This window comes from Gleimia sp. 6138-11-ORH1, assembly GCF_024814355.1.
Classification (GTDB): domain Bacteria; phylum Actinomycetota; class Actinomycetes; order Actinomycetales; family Actinomycetaceae; genus Gleimia.
The window spans coordinates 114,117-133,924 of record NZ_JANUXV010000001.1; the positions used below are offsets into that span (position 1 = coordinate 114,117).

20 protein-coding genes are annotated in these 19,808 nt (G+C 48.9%); 11 read left to right on the plus strand and 9 right to left on the minus strand.

All coding sequences use genetic code 11. The annotated features are described in order from the left end of the window. The first annotated feature begins 108 nt into the window (after positions 1 to 108). The 4 genes from NXS08_RS00435 to NXS08_RS00450 all read left to right on the plus strand — a co-directional run bounded on the left by NXS08_RS00435 (position 109) and on the right by NXS08_RS00450 (position 3,271). Entirely contained in the window at positions 109 to 546 is a 438-nt protein-coding gene (locus tag NXS08_RS00435; RefSeq protein WP_259136094.1) for a cytidine deaminase, read from the plus strand. A 25-nt stretch (positions 547 to 571) separates the two neighbouring features. Beyond that, positions 572 to 1,870 carry a thymidine phosphorylase gene (locus NXS08_RS00440; RefSeq protein WP_259137320.1) on the plus strand — a complete coding sequence of 433 codons (1,299 nt, stop codon included), beginning with the start codon at positions 572 to 574 and terminating at the stop codon, positions 1,868 to 1,870. Positions 1,871 to 1,903: 33 nt separating this feature from the next. Then, positions 1,904 to 2,551, plus strand: coding sequence for a deoxyribose-phosphate aldolase (gene deoC / locus NXS08_RS00445; protein ID WP_396232228.1), 648 nt, complete (start codon positions 1,904 to 1,906; stop codon positions 2,549 to 2,551). A gap of 75 nt (positions 2,552 to 2,626) precedes the next feature. Further along, positions 2,627 to 3,271, plus strand: a complete 645-nt coding sequence (locus tag NXS08_RS00450) for a deoxynucleoside kinase (protein ID WP_259136096.1) — start codon at positions 2,627 to 2,629, stop codon at positions 3,269 to 3,271. 89 nt (positions 3,272 to 3,360) lie between these two features. On the opposite strand, the gene NXS08_RS00455 is transcribed toward NXS08_RS00450, so the two are convergent. The 3 genes from NXS08_RS00455 to NXS08_RS00465 all read right to left on the minus strand — a co-directional run bounded on the left by NXS08_RS00455 (position 3,361) and on the right by NXS08_RS00465 (position 6,629). Then, positions 3,361 to 5,046 carry a phospho-sugar mutase gene (locus NXS08_RS00455; protein ID WP_259136099.1) on the minus strand — a complete coding sequence of 562 codons (1,686 nt, stop codon included), beginning with the start codon at positions 5,044 to 5,046 and terminating at the stop codon, positions 3,361 to 3,363. Positions 5,047 to 5,105: 59 nt separating this feature from the next. Continuing rightward, positions 5,106 to 5,924, minus strand: coding sequence for a purine-nucleoside phosphorylase (locus NXS08_RS00460; RefSeq protein ID WP_259136101.1), 819 nt, complete (start codon positions 5,922 to 5,924; stop codon positions 5,106 to 5,108). A 72-nt stretch (positions 5,925 to 5,996) separates the two neighbouring features. Beyond that, positions 5,997 to 6,629: an O-methyltransferase gene (locus tag NXS08_RS00465; RefSeq protein WP_259136103.1), complete on the minus strand. Its 633-nt coding sequence runs from the start codon at positions 6,627 to 6,629 to the stop codon at positions 5,997 to 5,999. A 92-nt stretch (positions 6,630 to 6,721) separates the two neighbouring features. On the opposite strand from NXS08_RS00465, the gene NXS08_RS00470 reads away from it, so the two are divergent. The 3 genes from NXS08_RS00470 to NXS08_RS00480 are packed head-to-tail and all read left to right on the plus strand — an operon-like array spanning position 6,722 to position 8,366. Further along, positions 6,722 to 7,357, plus strand: coding sequence for a twin-arginine translocase TatA/TatE family subunit (locus NXS08_RS00470; protein WP_259136105.1), 636 nt, complete (start codon positions 6,722 to 6,724; stop codon positions 7,355 to 7,357). Positions 7,358 to 7,360: 3 nt separating this feature from the next. Then, positions 7,361 to 7,792 (plus strand): YbjN domain-containing protein, encoded by a 432-nt coding sequence (locus tag NXS08_RS00475; RefSeq protein ID WP_259136107.1) that lies wholly within the window; start codon positions 7,361 to 7,363, stop codon positions 7,790 to 7,792. Positions 7,793 to 7,805: 13 nt separating this feature from the next. Further along, positions 7,806 to 8,366: a YbjN domain-containing protein gene (locus tag NXS08_RS00480; RefSeq protein ID WP_259136108.1), complete on the plus strand. Its 561-nt coding sequence runs from the start codon at positions 7,806 to 7,808 to the stop codon at positions 8,364 to 8,366. Positions 8,367 to 8,479: 113 nt separating this feature from the next. Here the strand turns inward: NXS08_RS00480 and NXS08_RS00485 are convergent, their stop codons facing one another. After that, positions 8,480 to 9,598, minus strand: a complete 1,119-nt coding sequence (locus NXS08_RS00485; protein ID WP_259136110.1) for an Mrp/NBP35 family ATP-binding protein — start codon at positions 9,596 to 9,598, stop codon at positions 8,480 to 8,482. Positions 9,599 to 9,697: 99 nt separating this feature from the next. On the opposite strand from NXS08_RS00485, the gene NXS08_RS00490 reads away from it, so the two are divergent. Then, entirely contained in the window at positions 9,698 to 11,686 is a 1,989-nt protein-coding gene (locus NXS08_RS00490) for an acyltransferase family protein (protein WP_259136112.1), read from the plus strand. Between the two features lie 12 nt (positions 11,687 to 11,698). Here NXS08_RS00490 and NXS08_RS00495 read toward each other — a convergent pair whose 3' ends face one another. Together NXS08_RS00495 and NXS08_RS00500 are read right to left on the minus strand one after the other, a co-directional pair. After that, positions 11,699 to 12,250 (minus strand): DUF1003 domain-containing protein, encoded by a 552-nt coding sequence (locus tag NXS08_RS00495; protein ID WP_259136114.1) that lies wholly within the window; start codon positions 12,248 to 12,250, stop codon positions 11,699 to 11,701. After that, positions 12,243 to 13,544, minus strand: coding sequence for a magnesium transporter MgtE N-terminal domain-containing protein (locus NXS08_RS00500; RefSeq protein ID WP_259136123.1), 1,302 nt, complete (start codon positions 13,542 to 13,544; stop codon positions 12,243 to 12,245). Before NXS08_RS00500 ends, NXS08_RS00495 begins: the two co-directional genes overlap by 8 nt. 123 nt (positions 13,545 to 13,667) lie before the next feature. Here NXS08_RS00500 and NXS08_RS00505 point away from each other — a divergent pair, with 123 nt between their 5' ends. Continuing rightward, positions 13,668 to 14,405 carry a general stress protein gene (locus tag NXS08_RS00505; protein ID WP_259136126.1) on the plus strand — a complete coding sequence of 246 codons (738 nt, stop codon included), beginning with the start codon at positions 13,668 to 13,670 and terminating at the stop codon, positions 14,403 to 14,405. 145 nt (positions 14,406 to 14,550) lie between these two features. On the opposite strand, the gene NXS08_RS00510 is transcribed toward NXS08_RS00505, so the two are convergent. Next, a complete protein-coding gene (locus NXS08_RS00510) occupies positions 14,551 to 16,050 on the minus strand; it encodes an aminopeptidase P family protein (protein WP_259136128.1) in 1,500 nt (499 codons plus the stop codon). Between the two features lie 60 nt (positions 16,051 to 16,110). Here NXS08_RS00510 and NXS08_RS00515 point away from each other — a divergent pair, with 60 nt between their 5' ends. After that, a complete protein-coding gene (locus tag NXS08_RS00515; RefSeq protein WP_259136130.1) occupies positions 16,111 to 16,965 on the plus strand; it encodes a PHP domain-containing protein in 855 nt (284 codons plus the stop codon). After that, positions 16,962 to 17,606 carry a MarC family protein gene (locus tag NXS08_RS00520; protein WP_259136132.1) on the plus strand — a complete coding sequence of 215 codons (645 nt, stop codon included), beginning with the start codon at positions 16,962 to 16,964 and terminating at the stop codon, positions 17,604 to 17,606. The genes NXS08_RS00515 and NXS08_RS00520 overlap by 4 nt, the downstream gene beginning before the upstream one ends. A gap of 205 nt (positions 17,607 to 17,811) precedes the next feature. On the opposite strand, the gene NXS08_RS00525 is transcribed toward NXS08_RS00520, so the two are convergent. Continuing rightward, the gene (locus NXS08_RS00525) at positions 17,812 to 19,425 is read right to left on the minus strand and encodes a DEAD/DEAH box helicase (protein WP_259136133.1); all 1,614 of its coding nucleotides are present in this window, start codon (positions 19,423 to 19,425) and stop codon (positions 17,812 to 17,814) included. 132 nt (positions 19,426 to 19,557) lie between these two features. Then, complete coding sequence (locus NXS08_RS00530; RefSeq protein WP_259136135.1) at positions 19,558 to 19,782, minus strand: DUF3107 domain-containing protein; 225 nt, start codon at positions 19,780 to 19,782, stop codon at positions 19,558 to 19,560. Between the last annotated feature and the right edge of the window lie 26 nt (positions 19,783 to 19,808).

Genomic DNA, 19,808 nt, shown 5'->3' on the forward strand with positions numbered 1-19,808 from the left:
TTAAGAGCATTTAGTTACCTGATAAACTAAATAGACATTAGTGTGAGGGCATGAAAATGCCCTCACACTAAATTAGAAACAGGCAATTCAGAAATTGAAAGGACTCCCATGGCGGTAGAAATCAATGAAGAAACCTGGAAAATACTGCACCAACATGCAGTGGATGCCATGCGAAAAGCATACGCCCCCTATTCAAACTATCCTGTCGGAGTAGCAGCTTTAGTTGATGACGGTCGTATTGTTACGGGCTGCAACGTAGAGAACGCTAGTTTCGGACTCACCCTATGCGCCGAATGTGGCATGGTCTCTGAACTAATAAAAACCGGGGGAGGGCAACTCAAAGCCTTTACCTGTGTCAACGCCCTCGAAGAAATCCTAATTCCGTGCGGACGCTGCCGCCAACTACTTTATGAACACGGCGGACCACAGTTGCAGCTAATGATGCCTGCTGGAATAAAACTAATGAGTGAGGTTCTTCCCGAAGCCTTTGGACCCGACTATTTAACCGAAATAGCAACCAAACTAAAAACTACTCCCAATATCTAAAACTAGATAGTAAAGAGAGAAAATGATGACTGAAAAATACGACGTAGTAGATATTATTCGCATAAAACGTGACGGAAATACTTTAAGCCAACCCGAAATAGACTGGGTAATCGACGCATACACGCGCGGAGTAGTTGGTGACGAACAGATGGCTGCCCTGGCCATGGCAATCTTTATCCGCGGAATGAACCCCACCGAAATCAGCCAATGGACACAGGCAATGATTAACTCCGGTGAAACCATGGATTTTTCCAGCCTGCCTCGCCCCACCGCAGACAAACACTCAACCGGGGGAGTAGGAGACAAAATTACCCTGCCCCTAGCCCCTTTAGTTGCAGTATTTGACGTAGCTGTCCCCCAACTATCCGGACGCGGACTGGGACATACCGGAGGTACTCTAGACAAACTAGAATCCATCCCCGGCTGGCAAGCTGAAATCTCTAATGAAAAAATCATGGAAATGTTAGGAACCGGCCCCGGAGCAGTAATCTGCGCGGCCGGCGCTGGCCTGGCTCCAGCCGATAAAAAACTCTACGCGCTTCGTGACATCACCTCAACCGTAGACTGTGTACCCCTGATTTCCTCATCGATCATGAGTAAGAAAATCGCGGAAGGAACCGGCTCCTTAGTACTTGACGTGAAAGTCGGCTCCGGCGCTTTCATGAAAGACCTCAGCAAAGCTCGGGAACTTGCCGAAGCCATGGTGAATATCGGAGCAGACCATAAACTACCCACAGTAGCCGTCCTTACAGATATGTCCACTCCACTGGGACTCACTGTTGGAAACGCCCTGGAAGTGCGCGAATCAGTGGAAGTTCTAGCCGGTGGCGGCCCCGCCGACGTAGTTGAATTAACTGTGACCCTGGCACGGGAAATGCTGGCTGCTTCAGGTAAAAAAGATGTAGACGTCGAAGCTGCCCTAAAAGACGGTCGAGCTATGGACCGGTGGAACCAGATGATCCGCGCCCAGGGCGGAGACCCAACTGCGCCGCTGCCAGTAGCAGAGCACACCCATCAAGTATTAGCCGAAGCAGACGGTTACTTAACTGAGTTGGATGCGCTTTCCGTGGGGGTAGCCTCTTGGCGCTTAGGGGCAGGACGTGCTTCTAAAGACGAAAAAGTCCAGGCAGAAGCGGGGATTGAACTACACGCGAAAATCGGTGACCCAGTGCGTAAAGGACAGCCACTAATGACTTTACATACGCAAACACCAGCTCGTTTTGAACGTGCCTTAGAATCCCTCGCAGGCGGATATGCGATTGGAACACAAGCTCCGCGCCCACGCGAATCAGTGGTATTAGATCGAATTGCCAATAACCTGTAAGCTGAAAACAAAACTCAATCTCAAGGAGAAATTGTGAATAAAAACGAAGTAGCTAAACTAATCGACCACACTATTTTGAAGCCAGAAACCACTGCAGCTGATGTGGAACGAATCATCACTGAAGCCGCTGAACTGGGTACCTTCTCAGTTTGCGTCAGCCCAAATCAGCTTCCCGTTCAAGTGCCGGAACACGTTGCGGTAGCAACTGTTTGCGGGTTCCCCTCCGGCGCCCACCACAAGGAAGTTAAAGCTGCTGAAGCCGCTCAATCAGTTGCTTTGGGAGCTGACGAAGTGGATATGGTCGTAAACCTGAAACTGGTTAAAGAAGGCAAATGGGATGAAGTTGAAGCAGACATTAAGGCTGTGCGCGACGCTATCCCCGGTGCCCTGCTAAAGGTGATTATCGAATCAGCAGCCCTCACTGACGAAGAGATTGTTGCCTGCTGTGAAGCATCGGAACGAGCCGGAGCAGACTTTGTGAAAACTTCTACCGGTTTCCACCCTGCTGGAGGTGCTTCCGTACACGCAGTTGCACTTATGCGCGCCACTGTGCAAGACCGGTTGGGTGTGAAAGCCTCCGGGGGGATCCGCACCGCTGCTGATGCGCTGGCAATGATTGAAGCTGGCGCAAACCGGTTAGGTTTATCTGCTTCCGCAGCTATCTTAGCGGAAATGAATTAAGCAGAGATTCTCGAGGGCGGTCTGTCGAATGAAGATTTGGCAGACCGCCCTTTAGAATGAGACTGAGGAGGACAGATGATAGTAGTCGGTGGAATGATTGGCGCAGGAAAAACTACTATTTCCACGCTTTTAGCAAAGGAACTGGGATACGACGTAATCTGCGAAAAAGTAGATGAATCTATAGTGCTACCACTGTTTTACACTTCTACAGAAGAAGAACGAATCAAACACCGCTACCCATTTTTACTCCAACTAGAGTTCTTAAACGCAAGGTTTTCTTCCATTAAAGAGGGGCTACGTAACCACGGGCGCCGCACTGTAATGGACCGTAGTATCTATGAAGACTGGTATTTTGCACACGTAAACCACCAGCTGGGTGGAATCAGTGATCTGGAAATGAAAATCTATTCAGACCTGCTAAACAACATGATGCAAGAAATCGCAGAAATCCCCTCAAAAGCCCCGGATTTATTCATTTACCTACATGCAGATTTTGAGATTATTTTAGAAAGAATCGCGCAACGGGGTAGAGAATTTGAACAGGGAAAAGAACTCACTGCCTATTACCGGCGTCTGTGGGAAGGCTATGACGACTGGGTAATCAACTGCTACGACGAATCGGAAGTATTAGAAATAAACATCGGTGAAGTTGATTTATTAAATGACTTAACTGCGCGGAAAGAAATTCTCACTAAAATCCGCAGTTACCTTAAAGCCTAAACAGGTAACAAAAACGGTAGACACTGGAGACAGATAATAAAGTGGGTGGTGGGTAGCTTTTACTACCCACCACCCACTTAGTAGTCTACTCAGATCCCTAAAGCGGCTGCCATATCAGCTTTCATTAGTTCTAAACGAGCTGCCGCAGCTGCGCGAACTTCACTCATATCGGCGCCCTCGGAAACAGGAATGACTGTCTCTAAGTAGCATTTCAACTTCGGTTCAGTACCAGAAGGACGAGCAATCACTCGGTCACCCGCCGCCGTGCGGAAAACCAACCCATCGGTAGGTGGCAACTCAGCCGACCCCTCAGCCAAATCAACTACGGAAGCCAAAGGTTCCCCAGCTAAGCTAGTTAAACTACCGGAGCGAAGATTTGCCATTCCCTGCTGAATCAACCCAAGATCTGCTACCCGAATCGAAAGTGGGGCAGTAGCGTATAAGCCGTGGCGACGAGCCAAATCATCTAAAGCAGCCTGTAGTGAAGAACCCGCTGCTTTTCGCTGCGCAGCTAAAGCAGCTAGGCGCAGGCAGGCAGAAATGCCATCTTTGTCGCGAACTGACTGCGGATCAACGCAGTAACCCAAAGCCTCTTCATAACCAAAAACTAAACCATCAACGCGGGAAATCCACTTAAAACCAGTTAAAGTAGCGCGGTAAGAAACCCCGTGGTGAGCAGCAATCTGCTCTAACAGTTGGGAAGAAACGATAGAGTTAGCTAAAACAGCTGACTTATCACCCGCATACAAAGCGGCAGTTTGTTCACCCAGTAAGGAACCAACTTCATCGCCGGTGAGCTGGCGCCAGCCGGTTGCAGAATTTGGATCTTTAATCGCAGCTGAACAACGGTCAGCGTCAGGATCGTTAGCTAGAATAATGTCCGCATCAACTTTAGAAGCAAGGGCGTAGGAAAGATCTAAAGCCCCTGGTTCTTCAGGGTTAGGGAAAGCCACAGTTGGGAAATCAGGGTCGGGATCATGCTGTTCAGTCACCACGTGTACCTCATTAAACCCAGCTAGGTTTAAGGCGCGGACGCAAGTTTCCCCGCCCACTCCGTGCATGGAAGTTAGTACAATCCGCAGATCTTTTGGCTCATCAGAAACTAAAGAAGTAACCCGCTGGAGGTAAGCATCAACAATTTCATCACCTAAAACAGTCCAACCTGATTCGGCGCGAGCCACTGCAGAAGCAGAAGTAACTGCCTTAATCTCAGCGAAAATTTCCTTATCTGCGGGAGAGACAATCTGCGCGCCCTGACCGGCATCAGTAACTGCCCGTCCCCCTAAATAAACTTTATAACCATTGTCCCGTGGAGGGTTGTGCGAGGCCGTCACCACAACCGCAGCGTCAGCTTCCAAATGACGTAGCGCAAAAGCTGTTACAGGGGTAGGAAGCTCACGGTTAAACAAGGAAGCGCGGCCACCGGCAGCTACCGCGATTGCGGCAGTGTCCAAAGCAAACTGCTTCGACCCATAACGTGCGTCGTGGCCCACAACTAAATGGAAATCAGCCCCAACTGTCTTTTTCAGGTAAGCAACTAAACCAGCGGCAGCGCGAATCACTACGGCGCGGTTCATCCGATTTGGGCCGGCACCTAACTCGCCGCGCAACCCGGCAGTGCCAAAAGTAAGCATTCCACTAAAACGATTTTCTAAATCAGCTGCAGCAGCTTCATCGCCGGTTTTAGCAGCAGCTAACAGCTTAGTTAGCTCAGCTTGAGTGACGGCATCAGGATCGTCTTTAATCCACTCTTCAACTAGTTGGTAATCTACCATTACATTTTCCTTCCAAAACAAGTAAAGGACCTTCCCATAAAGGAAAGTCCTTCACGAAACTATAGTTTAATAACAATTTCTGCCAACAGTTTAGAAATCCGGGGTGCCGCGTTTTGTCCGGCTTCAAGTACTTCCTCGTGTGACAGTGCGGTAGCAGAAATACCCGCAGCTAAATTCGTCATTAAAGAAATCCCTAAAATTTCCATACCCGCTTCTCGCGCCGCAATCGCCTCTAGCGTAGTGGACATTCCCACAAGGTCTGCGCCCAGAATCTTCGCCATTTTAACTTCTGCGGGAGTCTCATAGTGAGGGCCCCGGAACTGCGCGTAAACGCCCTCCGGCAAAGTGGGATCAACTGAGCGAGCTAAGTCCCGTAAACGAGCAGAATATAGGTCGGTTAAATCAACGAAAGTAGCCCCTTCTAAAGGAGAAGCTGCAGTTAGGTTAATGTGATCGCTAATCAGCACTGGTTGTCCCGGTGCCCACAGCGGATTCAACCCGCCACAACCGTTCGTAAGGACAACAGTTTTTACTCCGCAAGCAGCAGCGGTACGCATTCCATGAGCGACTGCGCGAACGCCCTTGCCCTCATAGAAGTGAGTGCGAGATCCCAACACCAGCGCAACTTTTTCATTGGGAAGTTTAATCGAACGAATCGTAGCCCCATGTCCGGCAACTGCCGGAGCGTGGAACCCAGGGATTTCCCCGGCGGGAATCTCAGAGACGACTTCACCGATTAGCTCAGCTGCGCCGCCCCATCCGGAACCCAACACTAAAGCAATGTCGTGGCGTTCAATCCCCGAACGCTCCCGAATCACAGCAGCCGCTTCAGCTGCTAAAACAAAAGGATCTAAATCTAACTTCTGGTCTTGGTTCATAGGTAAATATTCTACTCTCTTTATACGCCAATAATGATCATTTTGGCTTTGCAAATGTTACAAAAGTAAGGCTTAGCGTCGCACCGCCACCAGTAAACCGTCCCCAACGGGGAGGATTGAAGTCATAAAAGAATCTGATTCAGCAAGTTCTTTACCCAGCTGACGCATCAACACGGTTTCAGTTTCGCGGCGAGCCGGATCAGCTACCGTATCATTCCAAAGTGCGTGCGCAATCGCCAGAATCCCACCCCGGCGGAGCATTCGGGTAGCTTCTTTCACATAGGCCTGATAGTAGGCAACATCAGCGTCGATGAAAACTAAATCGTAAGCGCGGGTAGCCATACGGGGAAGCACATCAAGTGCCAAACTGGTAATAATGCGAGTGCGCGGAGGGCGCATTCCTGCCGCCGCAAAAGCAGTTTTCGCAATCCGGTGATTCTCAATATCTTTATCAATAGTAGTTAAAACCGCGTCAGCACTCATCCCCGAAAGTAGCCACAACCCGGAAACTCCTGTGCCGGTGCCAATCTCTGCAACAGCTTTAGCCCCGCAAGAAGCAACTAACATTCTTAGGGTAGCTCCCACCCCAGGAGAGATAGCGCTAACAGCCAAATCGCGAGCATGTTGCCGGGCAGTTTCTAGAACCTCTCCTTCTGGGACAAAATCTTCACAGTAGGACCAGCTAAGGGTTTTATCATTGCTCATTAGTTAAGGTCTTTCATAGAGTTTTGAGATTTTCTTCCAGTTTATCCTCTTCCGCATTTAAATGTGTCAGGGGTGGCACGTACAATGTAAGTATGTCATTTCCAATTTCCGGCCCTGAGTTCCTGGTATTGCTACTGGTTTTAACCATCATCATCGGACCGTCCCGCTTACCCGATGTGGCGCGTTCAATTACCAAATGGATCAAAGCAGCCAGGATGCAGCTAGCTAAACTCAAAGCAGAGCTTAATGAAAACAGTGAACTGGGATTATCCGACATAGACCTATCTGCACTTGACCCACGCAAATACGATCCGCGGAGGTTAGTGAAAGAAGCAGTCCAAGAGGAAATGGATGAGTGGAAAGACCTCCTTTCTCCCTTTGGAACGACCAAAGCAAATAGTGAAAATGCTGATTCCAGTGGCGCTGAAACGATGCGTGACTCTATCATTGGAGTAGCTGAAGAAGCTGCCCACAAAGCAGTGGAAGAAGCCTCTGCGCAAGCCGTTGCGGAAGCTTTAGAAGCAGCCGGTATCGTAGCTCCTGCAGAAAAGGAAACTGAAGGGAAAGTCGGTAGAACATTAAGTTCTAAAGGACGAGGAAAGAAAAACGAAATGCCGAGGTACGGTGGAATCTACCGGATTCAGCCAGTAGTTCGACCAGCAGCAGGGCCCTCTCGGAGGGCGCTGAGTAAACGTCTTAAGCACAACAAACCCAAAGGAAGGAACTAAGTTATGGCTGATGAAAAAGACTTAGTGCGTCCCTTAAGCAAGGAACGTCTAAAGCAGCTATTTGATGATAACGGTTTCAAATATTATCAAGATAATGATGGAGATCTGGGAGGATTCTGGGATTTTAATACTTTCCATTTCATTCTGGTGGGTGAAAATCAAGAGCTACTCCATGTGATGAGCCGTTGGCGTCGAGTAGTCAGCATGAAAGACCTCGATATTATTCGACATACAATCAAGTCTTTTAACGCCGATAAAATCTTTCCAACCTGCTTCTACCGTATTTCTGACGAAGGTCTTATCACCGTACACACTCAGCTAACCTACGACTGGGAACACGGAGTAAGTGATTCTCAGCTAAAACTACAGTTACAGTGTGCCGTTTCTACCAGCCGTCAGTTCTTTGAAGAACTCGAAGCCGCTCTAGACGCGTGAGGAGAAAATAAAAATGGGTATATTTTCAAAACTATTTAGTTCCGAAGGTGAAGAACAAGAACCTCAAACAAACGCCGGGGATCGTTTCCAACCAGTTCCCCCCACTGTAGGCGGCGAACTTACTCCTCTAACCATTGAACGAATCGCTAAGTACATGGACGATGAGGAATTCAAATACGGATTGATTGACGCAAATCCTGAAGAGGGCACTCGCGCAAAAATCGAATCCGGCTGGGAAGGAATTCCTTTCCTCTTCAACCTAAATGGTGAAGAGGGCGAAATCCTAACAGTATTTTCACAAAGCCCCGTGAATATTCCTTTAGATCATGAAGATCTCTTAGATGCTTTTATAGAAAACTGGCATCGGGAACACTACTTTCCAAAAGTTTATACTCGCAAAGTAGAAGCAGATACCGCCCTGCGCGTCTGCTGCGAACATTCGATTGACTTTGAAGACGGCTGCACCGATAAGCAACTCGCCCTACAAATCCACTGCGGGATTGCCACTTCACTTGAAGCCATCAAAGGGGCCTACGAAGAACTTGGAATTTCCCTAGAAGAAGACGAAAACTAAAGTTAAAAATAACTAAAGTTTCAACAAACTAAACCTAAGTGGGGGGAGTATCGTAACGATACTCCCCCCACTTGTAGGTGAAAGCAAAACCGCTGTCACTTAGCCACTTAAGGCTACTTCGGGGTAACTCCCAGTTGGCGTCCTGCTAAACCACGGGAACGTTTCGCCAGCTCCGCAGCCAAAGCGTTAATTACCTTAGACGCATCAGAATCCTGTAAAGCAACGGGCAGACCGTTATCACCGCCCTCGCGCAATTGCATATCCAAAGGAACTTGAGCTAGCAGGGGAACTTTATAGCCAAGCTGCTCAGAAAGACGAGAAGCAACCAATTCGCCGCCACCTTCGCCGAATAAATGCAGTGAAGAACCATCCGGTTGGGGCAAATAAGACATATTCTCAACCACCCCAATCACCTGCTGACGAGTCTGTCCCGAAATCGAACCGGCCCGCTCAGCAACTTCTGCTGCCGCTAACTGCGGGGTAGTAACCACCAGAATCTCAGCAGAAGGAAGTAACTGCGGAATCGAAATCGCCACATCGCCAGTGCCCGGAGGAAGATCCAAAAGCAAGACGTCCAAATCTCCCCAAAAAACATCGGCTAAAAACTGTTGAATCGCCCGATGCAACATAGGGCCACGCCAAACCACAGCCTGCCCCTCAGGAACAAACATCCCGATCGACATAACTTTCACGCCGTGCGCTACCGGAGGAATAATCATCCCATCCAAAACAGTTGGCTCATGTTCTACCCCCATCATGCGAGGGATAGAGAAACCATAGATATCCGCATCAACTACGCCAACTTTCAAACCCTGCTTAGCTAAAGCACAAGCTAAGTTAGCTGTCATCGAGGACTTACCAACTCCGCCCTTACCAGAAGTCACCGCAATCACCCGAGTTAAAGAACCCGGCTTAGCAAAAGGAATTTCTTTTTCGGCCACCCCGCCATTTAACTTTTCACGCAGAGCTTTCTTCTGCTCATCATTCATCGCCCCCATAATGATAGAAACTTGTTCCACTCCATCGACTTGAAGCAGAGCCTGTTCCACCGCGGATTTGATATGATTTTTGAGCGGACAGCCAGCAGTGGTTAAAAGAATTTCAACCTCTACCGTAGTATTTTTAATTTCAACTTTCGCGACCATATTAAGGTCTGTAATCGGGCGATGTATCTCTGGATCTTCAACAGTAGCCAGAGCAGCCCAAACATTTTCTTCGGTGATGATACTCATACCTACTATCCTAGACCGTAATGCTAAGTTTGCGCTCGTTCACAGGTACTCTAGAAAGTAGAGTGTTGCTAATAACCTACGAAACTAAAGGAAGACACAGTGGCTAATCCACCGTCGCCGAGTAGTTCTCCCACGCACTTCACTGCTATCCCTAAACCAGTAGCAAATCCAGCGTCTGAAACTACCCAGATCGAGACAACTGCAGAAACTAAACCCGCCACAATCCGACCAATCCGCGGATTGGATGGTTTACGGGCTCTCGCGGCACTAGCAGTCTTGGCATACCACCTTTTCCCAGGATGGTCCGGAGGCGGATTCCTGGGCGTAGACGTATTCTTCGTACTCTCCGGTTTCCTCATCACCTCTTTGCTGCTTTCAGAGCAGACTCGACGCGGAAAAATTAGCTTAAAACGTTTTTGGGTGCGCCGCGTCAGGCGACTTTTCCCCGCAGCTTTCCTAATGGCTATCGTTACGATTATTGTCGCGGGAATAATCAACATGGATCTGCTGGCCAGAATCGTCCCCCAGTTCTTTGGCGTCGTCACCTTCTCATACAACTGGGTGGAAATCTACCAGGGAGCTTCCTACTTCGATAACGCCAACCCACACCTGTGGACAAACGTCTGGTCCCTGGCAGTAGAACAGCAGTTTTATCTCATCTGGCCCCTAATCACCATCTTGATTCTCAGGCTCAACCGCCGATACCAATGGGGAATTCCCTTCCTTTTAGCAGTTATCTCTGCCGGTCTGATGGCTTTTTATATTAACGGAGCCAGCGACTTCACCCGCGCCTACCAGGGAACTGATTCCCACGCCTTTGGCTTAATGCTCGGAGCATCCTTCGCTTTCATCGCCAAAACCCCGCTTTTAGATAAAGCCCCAGCCGTCCCTTCGCAACGCTGGGTCAGAGGCTCTTTGGCTTGGCTGGGACTGGTTATCATGGTGCTCAGCTTCTATTACATTCCAGACAACCAAGCCTGGGTATACCCACTGGGCACCCTAATTTCAGTATTTGCCACCCTCCTGGTAATCCAAGGTTTCCTCCCGGAAATCGACGGAGCAAGCGGCCCGGGACAACTTTTAGCCAACTTGCTATCAATCGCTCCATTACGCTGGCTGGGTGAACGCTCTTACGGAATCTACCTCTGGCACTGGCCGATTTGGGTGATTGCCGTAAACCAGTTCCCCCGTTTTAACGCGTACTTAGTTGGGGCAGCAGTGCTTTTCCTTTCTATCCTCGTCGCTGCTTTGTCATATACGTGGGTGGAAGAACCAATGCGCCGCCAAGGAATCGCAGCGACCATTCGTAGCTGGCTAGGCGATCCAGCAGCCCTGATAACTCCAAATAATCAGACGCTAGCTGACAACCGCCCCTTTAGCTTAGGTAAAGCTCTGGCACCGGCCCTGGTAATGATTGTGGTGGCCGGAGCTGTGATTGGTTTCTTACTATCTGCTCCAGATAAAACCTCCGCACAAAAAGTTGTTGAAGCCGGTCAGCAAAATAAGCAAAGTTCAAAACCATTCACGCTTTTAAGACCTGATGCTAAACCACCGCTTTATATCCCTCTGCCGCAGTGGCAAGCCCTTGAACCAATCGAAATCATCGGGGAAAATATCTACGTTTTAGGTGATTCCGTAACAGTGGCTTCCACCCCCGCCCTTGAAGCCGGTTTCCCAGGGATCATTGTCGATGCGGCAGTTTCACGGCATATGTATCAAGCATCTGAAATTCTGTACCAAACCCAGGCACAGGGGCGCTTAAAACCATACGTTGTAGTTGCTTTAGCAACTAACTCTGAAGCAACTGAAGAACAGTTAGAAACTATCTTGCAACAGATCGGCAGAGAAAGACGGTTGATTTTAGTTAATGGCTTCGGGCCGGATCGGATCAGCTGGATCGCAAATTCAAATCGGGCGATTGAAGATTTCGCAGCTAAAAATCCCAGTCGCGTGCGCGTAGCCGATTGGGCACAAGCCATCAGTGAACACACTGACTATTTAGCAACAGATTTCATTCACCCCAGCCCAGCCGGGGGAGAGATCTTCACAAAGGTTGTGCGTGAAGCAATGGAGTCATTTAATAAGTAGCGCGCAGCTGCTTTAACGATGGTTACTTTCAGTTTCTTCGTCGGTCGCTTCCTTAGCAGCTTGCAGCTCTTCCATTAAAGAACGCAATTCAGTTCTAAGTTCGGAGCGCACAAAGTCACGGGTAGCTACTTCAGAAAGGGATAAACGCAAGCTGGCAATTTCTCTGAGCAAATATTCAGTATCGGAAAGATTACGCTCAGCCCGTTTGCGGTCTTGCTCGGCAGTCACACGGTCACGGTCATCTTGCCGGTTTTGCGCTAATAGGATCAGAGGCGCCGCATAAGAAGCTTGTAAAGAGAGCATTAGGGTCAGCACTGTAAACCCTAACTCTGCTTTGTCGAACTGCATTGAGGCAGGCGCATACGTATTCCAAAGCAGCCAAAAAGCCACAAAGAGGGAAAGGTAAATCAGAAATTGGGGGGTGCCGGAAAAACGAGCAATCTTCTCAGCGACAATCCCCACGGCTTCAGATTCTAAATTAATCCGCGGAATCCACTTGCGTCGATGTTCTTTCGGAGTATCAATCCGCTCGCGGTTCTTCGGAGCCTCTGTACGCTCAGACATCGTAGCGTTCCTCCATTTCCGCGTCAGTTACTTCGTCAGCTTGATCGCGCCAGTCATCAGGCAGCAGGTGGTCCAAAACGTCGTCCACAGAAACTGCTCCCAAAAGGCAAGAATCCTCATTAATTACCGGCAGGGCAGTTAAGTTATAGGTTGCCAGTAAACGGGTTACTGTGGCGATAGACATTTCTGGGGTTACTTCTTCAACGTCAGTATCCACGATTGACCCAAGTAGCGTTTGGGGTGGTTCTCGCAAAGCACGTTGGGTGTGGACAACCCCAATAAGTCGCCCTGTGGGCGTCTGGTGCGGAGGGCGGACAATGAAAGTCATTGCTGCCAGGGCCGGGGGAATGTCTTCTCTACGTACTGAAGCTAAGAGTTGGGCAACTGTATCATCAGGGCCGAGGATAACTGGTTCAGTAGTCATCAACCCACCGGCAGAGTAGTCTTCGTAACTCATCAGGCGACGCACGTCAGCTGCTTCGTCTTTTTCCATTAGGCTAAGCAGCTGGTCGGCGGTTTCTGGTTGCATTTCACCGATTAGGTCAGCTGCGTCATCTGGCTGCATAAGTTCTAGAATGTCGGCAGCGCGATTACTATCTAAGGATTCAAGGATAGAGACAGAGTGGGTTTCACCGAGTTCTTCCAATACGTCTGCTAAACGTTCATCAGCTAACTGGCGGGCTACTTCTAACCGGCGGTCATCGGTTAGGTTGTGTAGGTAATCTGCTAAGTCTGCCGGTTTCATTTCTTCGGTGTTAGCAATTAGGGAAGTAGCATCTTGGGTGCCTAATTGTACGGAGATATTGGAAACGTCAGAGATTTTTACTTTAAGTGTTTCCCCGGCGCGTCTGAACCCCAGAGCATTCCGGCGTTCTCTTTCTACAAATAGTCCGCTGACTTTCCATTCATTGGAGTTCATTTTTTCTATTTCAACGTCGCGGATATAGACGTTTCCACTGCCGTCGCGCATAGTTACCAAACGGTCTAACAGTTGGGTTACTAAGAGAGTTTCTACCGCTCTTTGTTTGAAGCGCCGCATATTTAGCACGCCGGTGGTAATAATTGCCCCGACTTTAACAGAGGTGATCCGTGAAAATGGTACGAAAATTAGGTGGCGGGAACTAACTTCAACCACTAACCCAACTACTTGTGGTCGCCCGCTGGTTCCGATAATTGCTACTACGTCGTAGGCTCGGCCGACGCGGTCGCCCACCGGGTCGAATACGTCGGTACCGGCAATACGCCCAACGAAAGCGCGGGTTGGGCTGGTTGCAGAAGTTTTCTTTCCATTCATCACTATTTAAGAGTAACGCTTTGGGAGGAAATTTTAACAGCCAAAAATAATATTTTTATGCTGATAGCATGAAACCTATTAGTTAAGTGGGCAAAATAGAGGTTTTTCTGAAAGCATAGGAATATGAATTGGGATATTGACACTTTCGCAAAACAAAGCACCAATAGCTTAGAAGTTGTGGGCACAGAAGTTGCGGTGTTTCGCTCAGCTAAACAAGCGCAGCTGGCGATTCGTAAAGCATCAGAGGCAGGTGCTGACTTGCGGGGGCTAAGAGTAATTGGCTCAGACTTGCAATCGGTACTTTTCATTGAAGGAAAGGTAACCACTTTTAAGCATTTGCTTTCAGGGATGATGTCTGGACTTTGGATTAGTCTCTTTTTTGCTTTTGGTTACACGCTTTTATCGACGCAAGTCAATACGTTAGTGATTAGTCTTATTTTGGCTGCGGGGCTTTTCGGCGGTTTAACTCGCGGTGCGATTGGAATCGTCACGGGAAGAGCAGCCCACCAGTTTATTACCCAAAAAGGTCTGGTAGCTGCGCGGTATGCCATCACAGCAGAGCGGAATATAGACTACTTTAAACAGGTTTTCACTTCTGTACCTGGTAATCTGCTACGTCCAGAAACGATTAGTCAAGGAAGTTCCTTTGCAACTAATCAGATGGGGGCTCCCACTGTTCAAGGCAGAGAGCCAAGCCCAGCAGATTCAGAGAATGAGGTGGCGAAAGAAACTTCCGTTAAACCAACGCCAGTGCATTTGGCTCCGCCTCAGTACGGGGTGCGGCTTCCAGCGTCTGAGGAACTTCCTCAAGCTGAATCGGGGCAGACCAACCCGCCCTCGCCCACTGATGAAGCACACTAAGCCGGTGACGAAACGAAATAAGCTCGCGAAGAATTAAAGTAGCCGGCCAGGAAGCGAACTATGTGGGAGCTAAAGCGCTAACTTAAAAATAATGCGTTATCAACCAAAAGTCAGGCTGATAACGCATTATTTTTATAATTCTTGTCTAGCTGTTTTGCACCCGGGCCATCCAAGTTTCCACGTCGGCGATGGTACGGGGAATATCTTCTGAAATGCGGGTTACAGAGCCATCGGCATTGACGATAATGTCATCTTCAATACGAACTCCGATCCCGCGGAATTCTTCTGGAACTGCCAGGTCATCGGCGCGGAAATATAGGCCGGGTTCAATGGTGAAACACATTCCTGGTTCTAAAACGGCATCAAGATACATTTCCCGGCGTGCCTGCGCACAGTCATGCACGTCCAACCCTAAATGGTGGCTGGTTCCGTGTGGCATCCAACGACGGTGCTGCTGTCCGGTAGGTTGCAAAGATTCTTCTTTAGAAACGGGCAAAATACCCCATTTTTCCAGGTTCGTTGCAATCACTTCCATGGCGGCTTCATGCACTTCGCGGAACCGGCAGCCAGGACGATTAGCGGCAACGAGGGCGGCTTCACAAGCGTCCAATACAGCCTGATAGATTTTTGCCTGCACCTCAGTGAACTTCCCATTCACAGGCAGCGTTCGGGTAATGTCCGCGGTGTAAAGGGAATCAACTTCTACACCGGCATCAACCAAAATTAAATCACCGGCATTAACTGGACCATTGTTGTTAATCCAGTGCAGAGTATTAGCGTGATTCCCAGAAGCAGCGATAGTGTCATAACCTAAGCCGTTGCCTTCTTCACGGGCGCGAGCGCCAAAAGCGCCCTCAACAACTCGTTCACCGCGCCAGTGGTTAATGGCCCGCGGAAGCTCTTTAATGATTTGGTCGAAACCAGCGTGAGTGGCTTTAACTGCCAGTTCCATTTGTTTCACTTCAAAAGCGTCTTTACAAAGGCGAATTTCTGAAAAATGCTCCAACAGAGCATCATCTTCAGCTACTGGACGGCTGATTTTGGCGTCCTCGCGAATCTGATCGACAAGGGAAGTGATGGCAGGATCGGCCTCGCGAATCACCCGCAGCGGAGTGTTATCTGCAGCAAGACGAGCCGGCAAAGTATCAATGTGAGCGCATTTAAGGCCCGTAAATACTTCCATTTCTGCCAAAGAAAGACGCGCCCCCACCCAGAACTCGCCGTAACGAGCATCTGCGTAAAACTCTTCAGAATCGCGCGGAGCCCGCGGTTTGAAGAAGAAAACTGCCTCATGTGAGCCATCTGCTAAAGGATCAAAAACTAAAACTGCGTCCGGTTCCAGTTCAGCTCCTAAACCAGTGAGGTGAGCAAAAGCAGAATGAGCTCTGAAACGATAGTCGCAGTCATTGTTACGCACTTTCAGCGGGCCAGCTGGAACTACCAGGCGTTCTCCGGCAAACGGTTTAACTGCCTGCAAATGCCGCGCCGGAAGATAATCCGCCACCTCTTGCCGAGCGGGGCCAGCGGGACGCTCCCCCCAGTTAGTGCCGATAAAACTCTTAAAAGCACTTGAATCGGGGCGATGAGAACGATTTGTTCCCCGATTTTCTAAAGCTTGGTCTTTTTCAATATTCTTATCTGTCATAGTTATATTGTGCTATTTTTTAACGCAAAAGCACATTCGAAGCCACAAGGTGAACAGAAAATGCTAAAAATTGATCTGCATACTCACTCGAATCATTCTGACGGGACTGATACACCCACAGAATTAATGCACCAAGCTCAAAAAGCTGGTTTAGATATTATTGCCCTCACCGATCATGACGTGACTAGCGGTTGGGAAGAAGCTGCGCAGGCAGTTCCCCTCACTCAGGTTGGATTAGTCCGCGGAACAGAGATTTCTTGCGCGTGGCATGGGATAACTGTCCACCTGCTAAGTTACTTGCAAAATCCTGAAAATGTGGCGCTAAAACAAGCCCACGAACATACCATTAGATCTCGGCAAGGCAGAGCCAAAGAGATGGTTACTCGGCTGGGAGAAGATTACCCGCTTACCTGGGAAGATGTTTTACAGCAAGCACCGAAAACGAAGCTGGATGGTCCGATTGGGCGCCCTCATATTGCGGACGCTTTGGTTGCAAAAGGGTGTTTTCCTACTCGCTCTGACTGTTTTGAAACTGTGCTACACCCGCGCAGCCGCTATTATGTGAAGCACTGGTCGCTGGATCCGATTGAAGCAGTGGAATTGGTCAGAGCAGCCGGAGGGGTTCCGGTGATTGCGCACCCACGGGCCAGAATGCGGCAAAAACTACTGCCCACTAAAGTAATTTTGGAAATGGCAAAACATGGGTTAGCAGGTCTGGAAGTCCACCACCGAGATAACTCTCACGCAGATCGGGAGTTCTTAATCGAGATAGCAGATGCGTATCAACTACTGATTACCGGATCTTCCGATTACCATGGAACAGGGAAATCTAATCGGTTAGGGGAAAATTTAACCAAACCGTCCGTTTTTGAAGAAATCGCCCAACAGGGTGAGTTAGAGGTACTGCTTCCATGAGTGCGTGGTTTGACATCGCAACATTCTTATCATTATTTACGATCCTGTTTGTGATTATGGATCCGCCGGGAAATATCCCAGTATTCTTAGCATTAACAAATAAAGCCGGGGCGGAAGCTCAGAAGAAAGCTGCTTTACACGCCACCTTGACTTCGTTTTTTGTGATTGTTTCTTTCGCGATCTTTGGACACTACATTTTGGGGCTGCTGCAAATTTCAGTTGAGGCTCTTCGCCTCTCTGGCGGTGTTTTGCTGTTCTTAGTGGCAATGGAACTTTTAACTGGCAAAGACCAGCAGGAACCTGATGCTACTGGTGATTATTCAGTGAACGTTGCTTTAGTGCCTTTGGGAACTCCTCTTTTGGCGGGGCCTGGCACTATTGTTGCTGTGATGGTGGCTGTTTCTAACGCTTCAGGGAACTTTGCTGCTACCAGTGCCGTGGCTTTGGCAGTAATTGTGATGCATATTGTTTTGTGGATTTCGCTTTATTTCGCGGTGGGATTATCTGGAATTCTTGGCGAGGGCGGAACCCTTCTGCTCACCCGGATTGCCGGGTTGCTTTTGGCAGCTATCGCCACCCAGATGATTGCATCTTCAATCTTCGACTTTATCGCAGCTAATAAGCACGTGATAATGGGTTAAGCTAACTTGAATATTGGGGGTCTGCACACTGAGTGCAGACCCCCAATAGTTTTCACGGCAAGTAACCTATGCAAGAAACCCCTGTAAGTAACCTGTGTAAGGAACCTGTTTAAGGAACCTGCTTAAGAAAGCTGTGTAAGGAACCTGTTTAAGGAACCTGTGTATGGAATAGTTAAGTCTGGGTTTAATGCAGTGCCTTTAAAAGTTACTGTTCGTCACGAGTCCGGCGGACTCTGCGACGAGGGCGCTTTGTATTTGCGTTAGTTTCTGCTGAACGTCCAGAACGGGCAGAACCTGATCGGGCGGAACTAGACCGGCCGGAACCGGACCGTCCAGAACCAGATCGGCCAGAACCGGAACGTCCAGAACCAGATCGTCCCGCAGCTCGGTTGGAACCAGATCGGCCCGCTGACCGGCGTCCCTTCCCAGATACGTCCTCGTAAACCTCAGCATCTAAACCTGCCCGAGTGCGGCGTGCCCGTGGCAAACGTCCGGTAACCTCTTGCGGAATATCCAAGTCAGAATAAAGATGCGCAGAAGTATGGTAGGTCTCCAACGGCTGCGGAACACCCAAATTAAGAGCCTTAGAAATCAGCCCCCAACGCGGCACATCATCCCAATCAACAAAGGTAACTGCAGTACCAGAAGCCCCAGCACGCCCCGTGCGCCCAATCCGATGCAAATAAATCTTTTCATCTTCTGGACACTGGTAGTTAATCACATGAGTCACGTCATCAACATCAATCCCACGAGCCGCAATATCCGTTGCCACCAAAACATCGACCTTACCACTGCGGAAAGCTCGCATGGCCTGCTCACGCGCGCCCTGCCCCAAATCACCATGTAAAGAAGCCACGGCAAAACCACGTGCCGTCAAATCCTCAGCCAAATTAGAAGTAGTCCGCTTAGTGCGCGTGAAAATAACTGCCAAACCGCGCTCGCGGGCTTGTAAAATACGAGCCACTACTTCAATCTTATTAAGCGCATGGCAACGATAAATCACCTGCTTAACAGTTTTCACAGTTGCGGAAGAATCATCAGCTTCTTGAGCGCGAATATGCGTAGGTTGCTTCATATAACGCCGCGCTAAAGCAACTACTTCACCCGGCATAGTGGCAGAAAAAAGCATAGTCTGGCGAGTTTGAGGAACCCGAGAAAGCAAAACCTCAACATCGGGTAAGAAACCCAGATCCAGCATTTCATCAGCTTCATCTAAAACAACTGCATTCACACCGTGCAACTGTAAGATCTTGCGCTTCAGCAGGTCGATTAAACGCCCCGGGGTGCCCACCACAACTTCAGCGCCTTTTTCTAAAGCGGAAATCTGTGGTTCAAAGGCAGCACCACCATAAATCTCTACAATCCGAGTTGAAAGCTGCTTAGCTGCCACTCGTAAATCAGCAGCTACCTGCTTACAAAGCTCTCTAGTTGGAACAATAATCAAAGCCTGCGGATGCCCCGGATAAGGGATCTCTGTAGCGTAAGCAGCCGTATCCGGACCGGCAACTTTCATTAGCACCGGCAGACCAAACCCAAGAGTTTTCCCAGTCCCGGTTTTGGCTTGTCCAATAATGTCTCGTCCAGCTAAAGCTACTGGCAAAGTTAAGGCTTGAATGGGGAAGGGGTGGGTAATACCCTGCTTAGTCAGGGCTTCACAAATTGCGTCACTCACCCCAAAATCTGCGAAAGTCTTAGCTTTCAGATCCGTGGTGGAAAGTTTTTCTTCAATATCTGGAGTCGCGTCATTTTGCGAAGTGGAGTACTCAACACCCGCTAAATTAACCACTGCGGCTGAATAATGTTTGGCTGAATCTGCCATTTCTTCTCTTTTCCTTTTGTCTATCAACCTAATTTTAGTTGATTTTCTGGAGTTTTCTAAAGTAAAACTCGAAAAGAAAGCGAGTCCATAGCAGATAGTGACAAAACTCTACCTTAAAAGCAGGGAAAATAGTTACCCGACAGTGAAACCAACCGGGCGTGGTTTTTCTTCAGTCACCAGCACATAACCCAGCGCAGCAGCCGGAATAATAACTACATTCCCGCTAGTTTCTTGCAGACGCACCGGAGTTTTCTCACTGAGTGCTGTCTCAACTAAAGAATGCAGTTCTTCTACATTTAAGTCTAAATCTAAACGCAATTCCCGAGTGCAACCTGCTACACCAATAGTTACCACCATGATTTCTCCTTAAACGTAAAATGAAA

Excerpts from the sequence above, each read along its gene's own strand:
- NXS08_RS00475 (WP_259136107.1), top strand. The coding sequence starts at position 7,361 with ATGGCTGATGAAAAAGACTTAGTGCGTCCCTTAAGCAAGGAACGTCTA.
- NXS08_RS00495 (WP_259136114.1), bottom strand. The coding sequence starts at position 12,250 with ATGTCTGAGCGTACAGAGGCTCCGAAGAACCGCGAGCGGATTGATACT.
- NXS08_RS00510 (WP_259136128.1), bottom strand. The coding sequence starts at position 16,050 with ATGACAGATAAGAATATTGAAAAAGACCAAGCTTTAGAAAATCGGGGA.
- NXS08_RS00450 (WP_259136096.1), top strand. The coding sequence starts at position 2,627 with ATGATAGTAGTCGGTGGAATGATTGGCGCAGGAAAAACTACTATTTCC.
- NXS08_RS00505 (WP_259136126.1), top strand. The coding sequence starts at position 13,668 with ATGAATTGGGATATTGACACTTTCGCAAAACAAAGCACCAATAGCTTA.
- NXS08_RS00470 (WP_259136105.1), top strand. The coding sequence starts at position 6,722 with ATGTCATTTCCAATTTCCGGCCCTGAGTTCCTGGTATTGCTACTGGTT.
- NXS08_RS00525 (WP_259136133.1), bottom strand. The coding sequence starts at position 19,425 with ATGGCAGATTCAGCCAAACATTATTCAGCCGCAGTGGTTAATTTAGCG.
- NXS08_RS00520 (WP_259136132.1), top strand. The coding sequence starts at position 16,962 with ATGAGTGCGTGGTTTGACATCGCAACATTCTTATCATTATTTACGATC.
- NXS08_RS00485 (WP_259136110.1), bottom strand. The coding sequence starts at position 9,598 with ATGAGTATCATCACCGAAGAAAATGTTTGGGCTGCTCTGGCTACTGTT.
- NXS08_RS00500 (WP_259136123.1), bottom strand. The coding sequence starts at position 13,544 with ATGAATGGAAAGAAAACTTCTGCAACCAGCCCAACCCGCGCTTTCGTT.
- NXS08_RS00515 (WP_259136130.1), top strand. The coding sequence starts at position 16,111 with ATGCTAAAAATTGATCTGCATACTCACTCGAATCATTCTGACGGGACT.
- NXS08_RS00435 (WP_259136094.1), top strand. The coding sequence starts at position 109 with ATGGCGGTAGAAATCAATGAAGAAACCTGGAAAATACTGCACCAACAT.
- NXS08_RS00460 (WP_259136101.1), bottom strand. The coding sequence starts at position 5,924 with ATGAACCAAGACCAGAAGTTAGATTTAGATCCTTTTGTTTTAGCAGCT.
- NXS08_RS00465 (WP_259136103.1), bottom strand. The coding sequence starts at position 6,629 with ATGAGCAATGATAAAACCCTTAGCTGGTCCTACTGTGAAGATTTTGTC.
- NXS08_RS00480 (WP_259136108.1), top strand. The coding sequence starts at position 7,806 with ATGGGTATATTTTCAAAACTATTTAGTTCCGAAGGTGAAGAACAAGAA.
- NXS08_RS00440 (WP_259137320.1), top strand. The coding sequence starts at position 572 with ATGACTGAAAAATACGACGTAGTAGATATTATTCGCATAAAACGTGAC.
- NXS08_RS00530 (WP_259136135.1), bottom strand. The coding sequence starts at position 19,782 with ATGGTGGTAACTATTGGTGTAGCAGGTTGCACTCGGGAATTGCGTTTA.
- NXS08_RS00455 (WP_259136099.1), bottom strand. The coding sequence starts at position 5,046 with ATGGTAGATTACCAACTAGTTGAAGAGTGGATTAAAGACGATCCTGAT.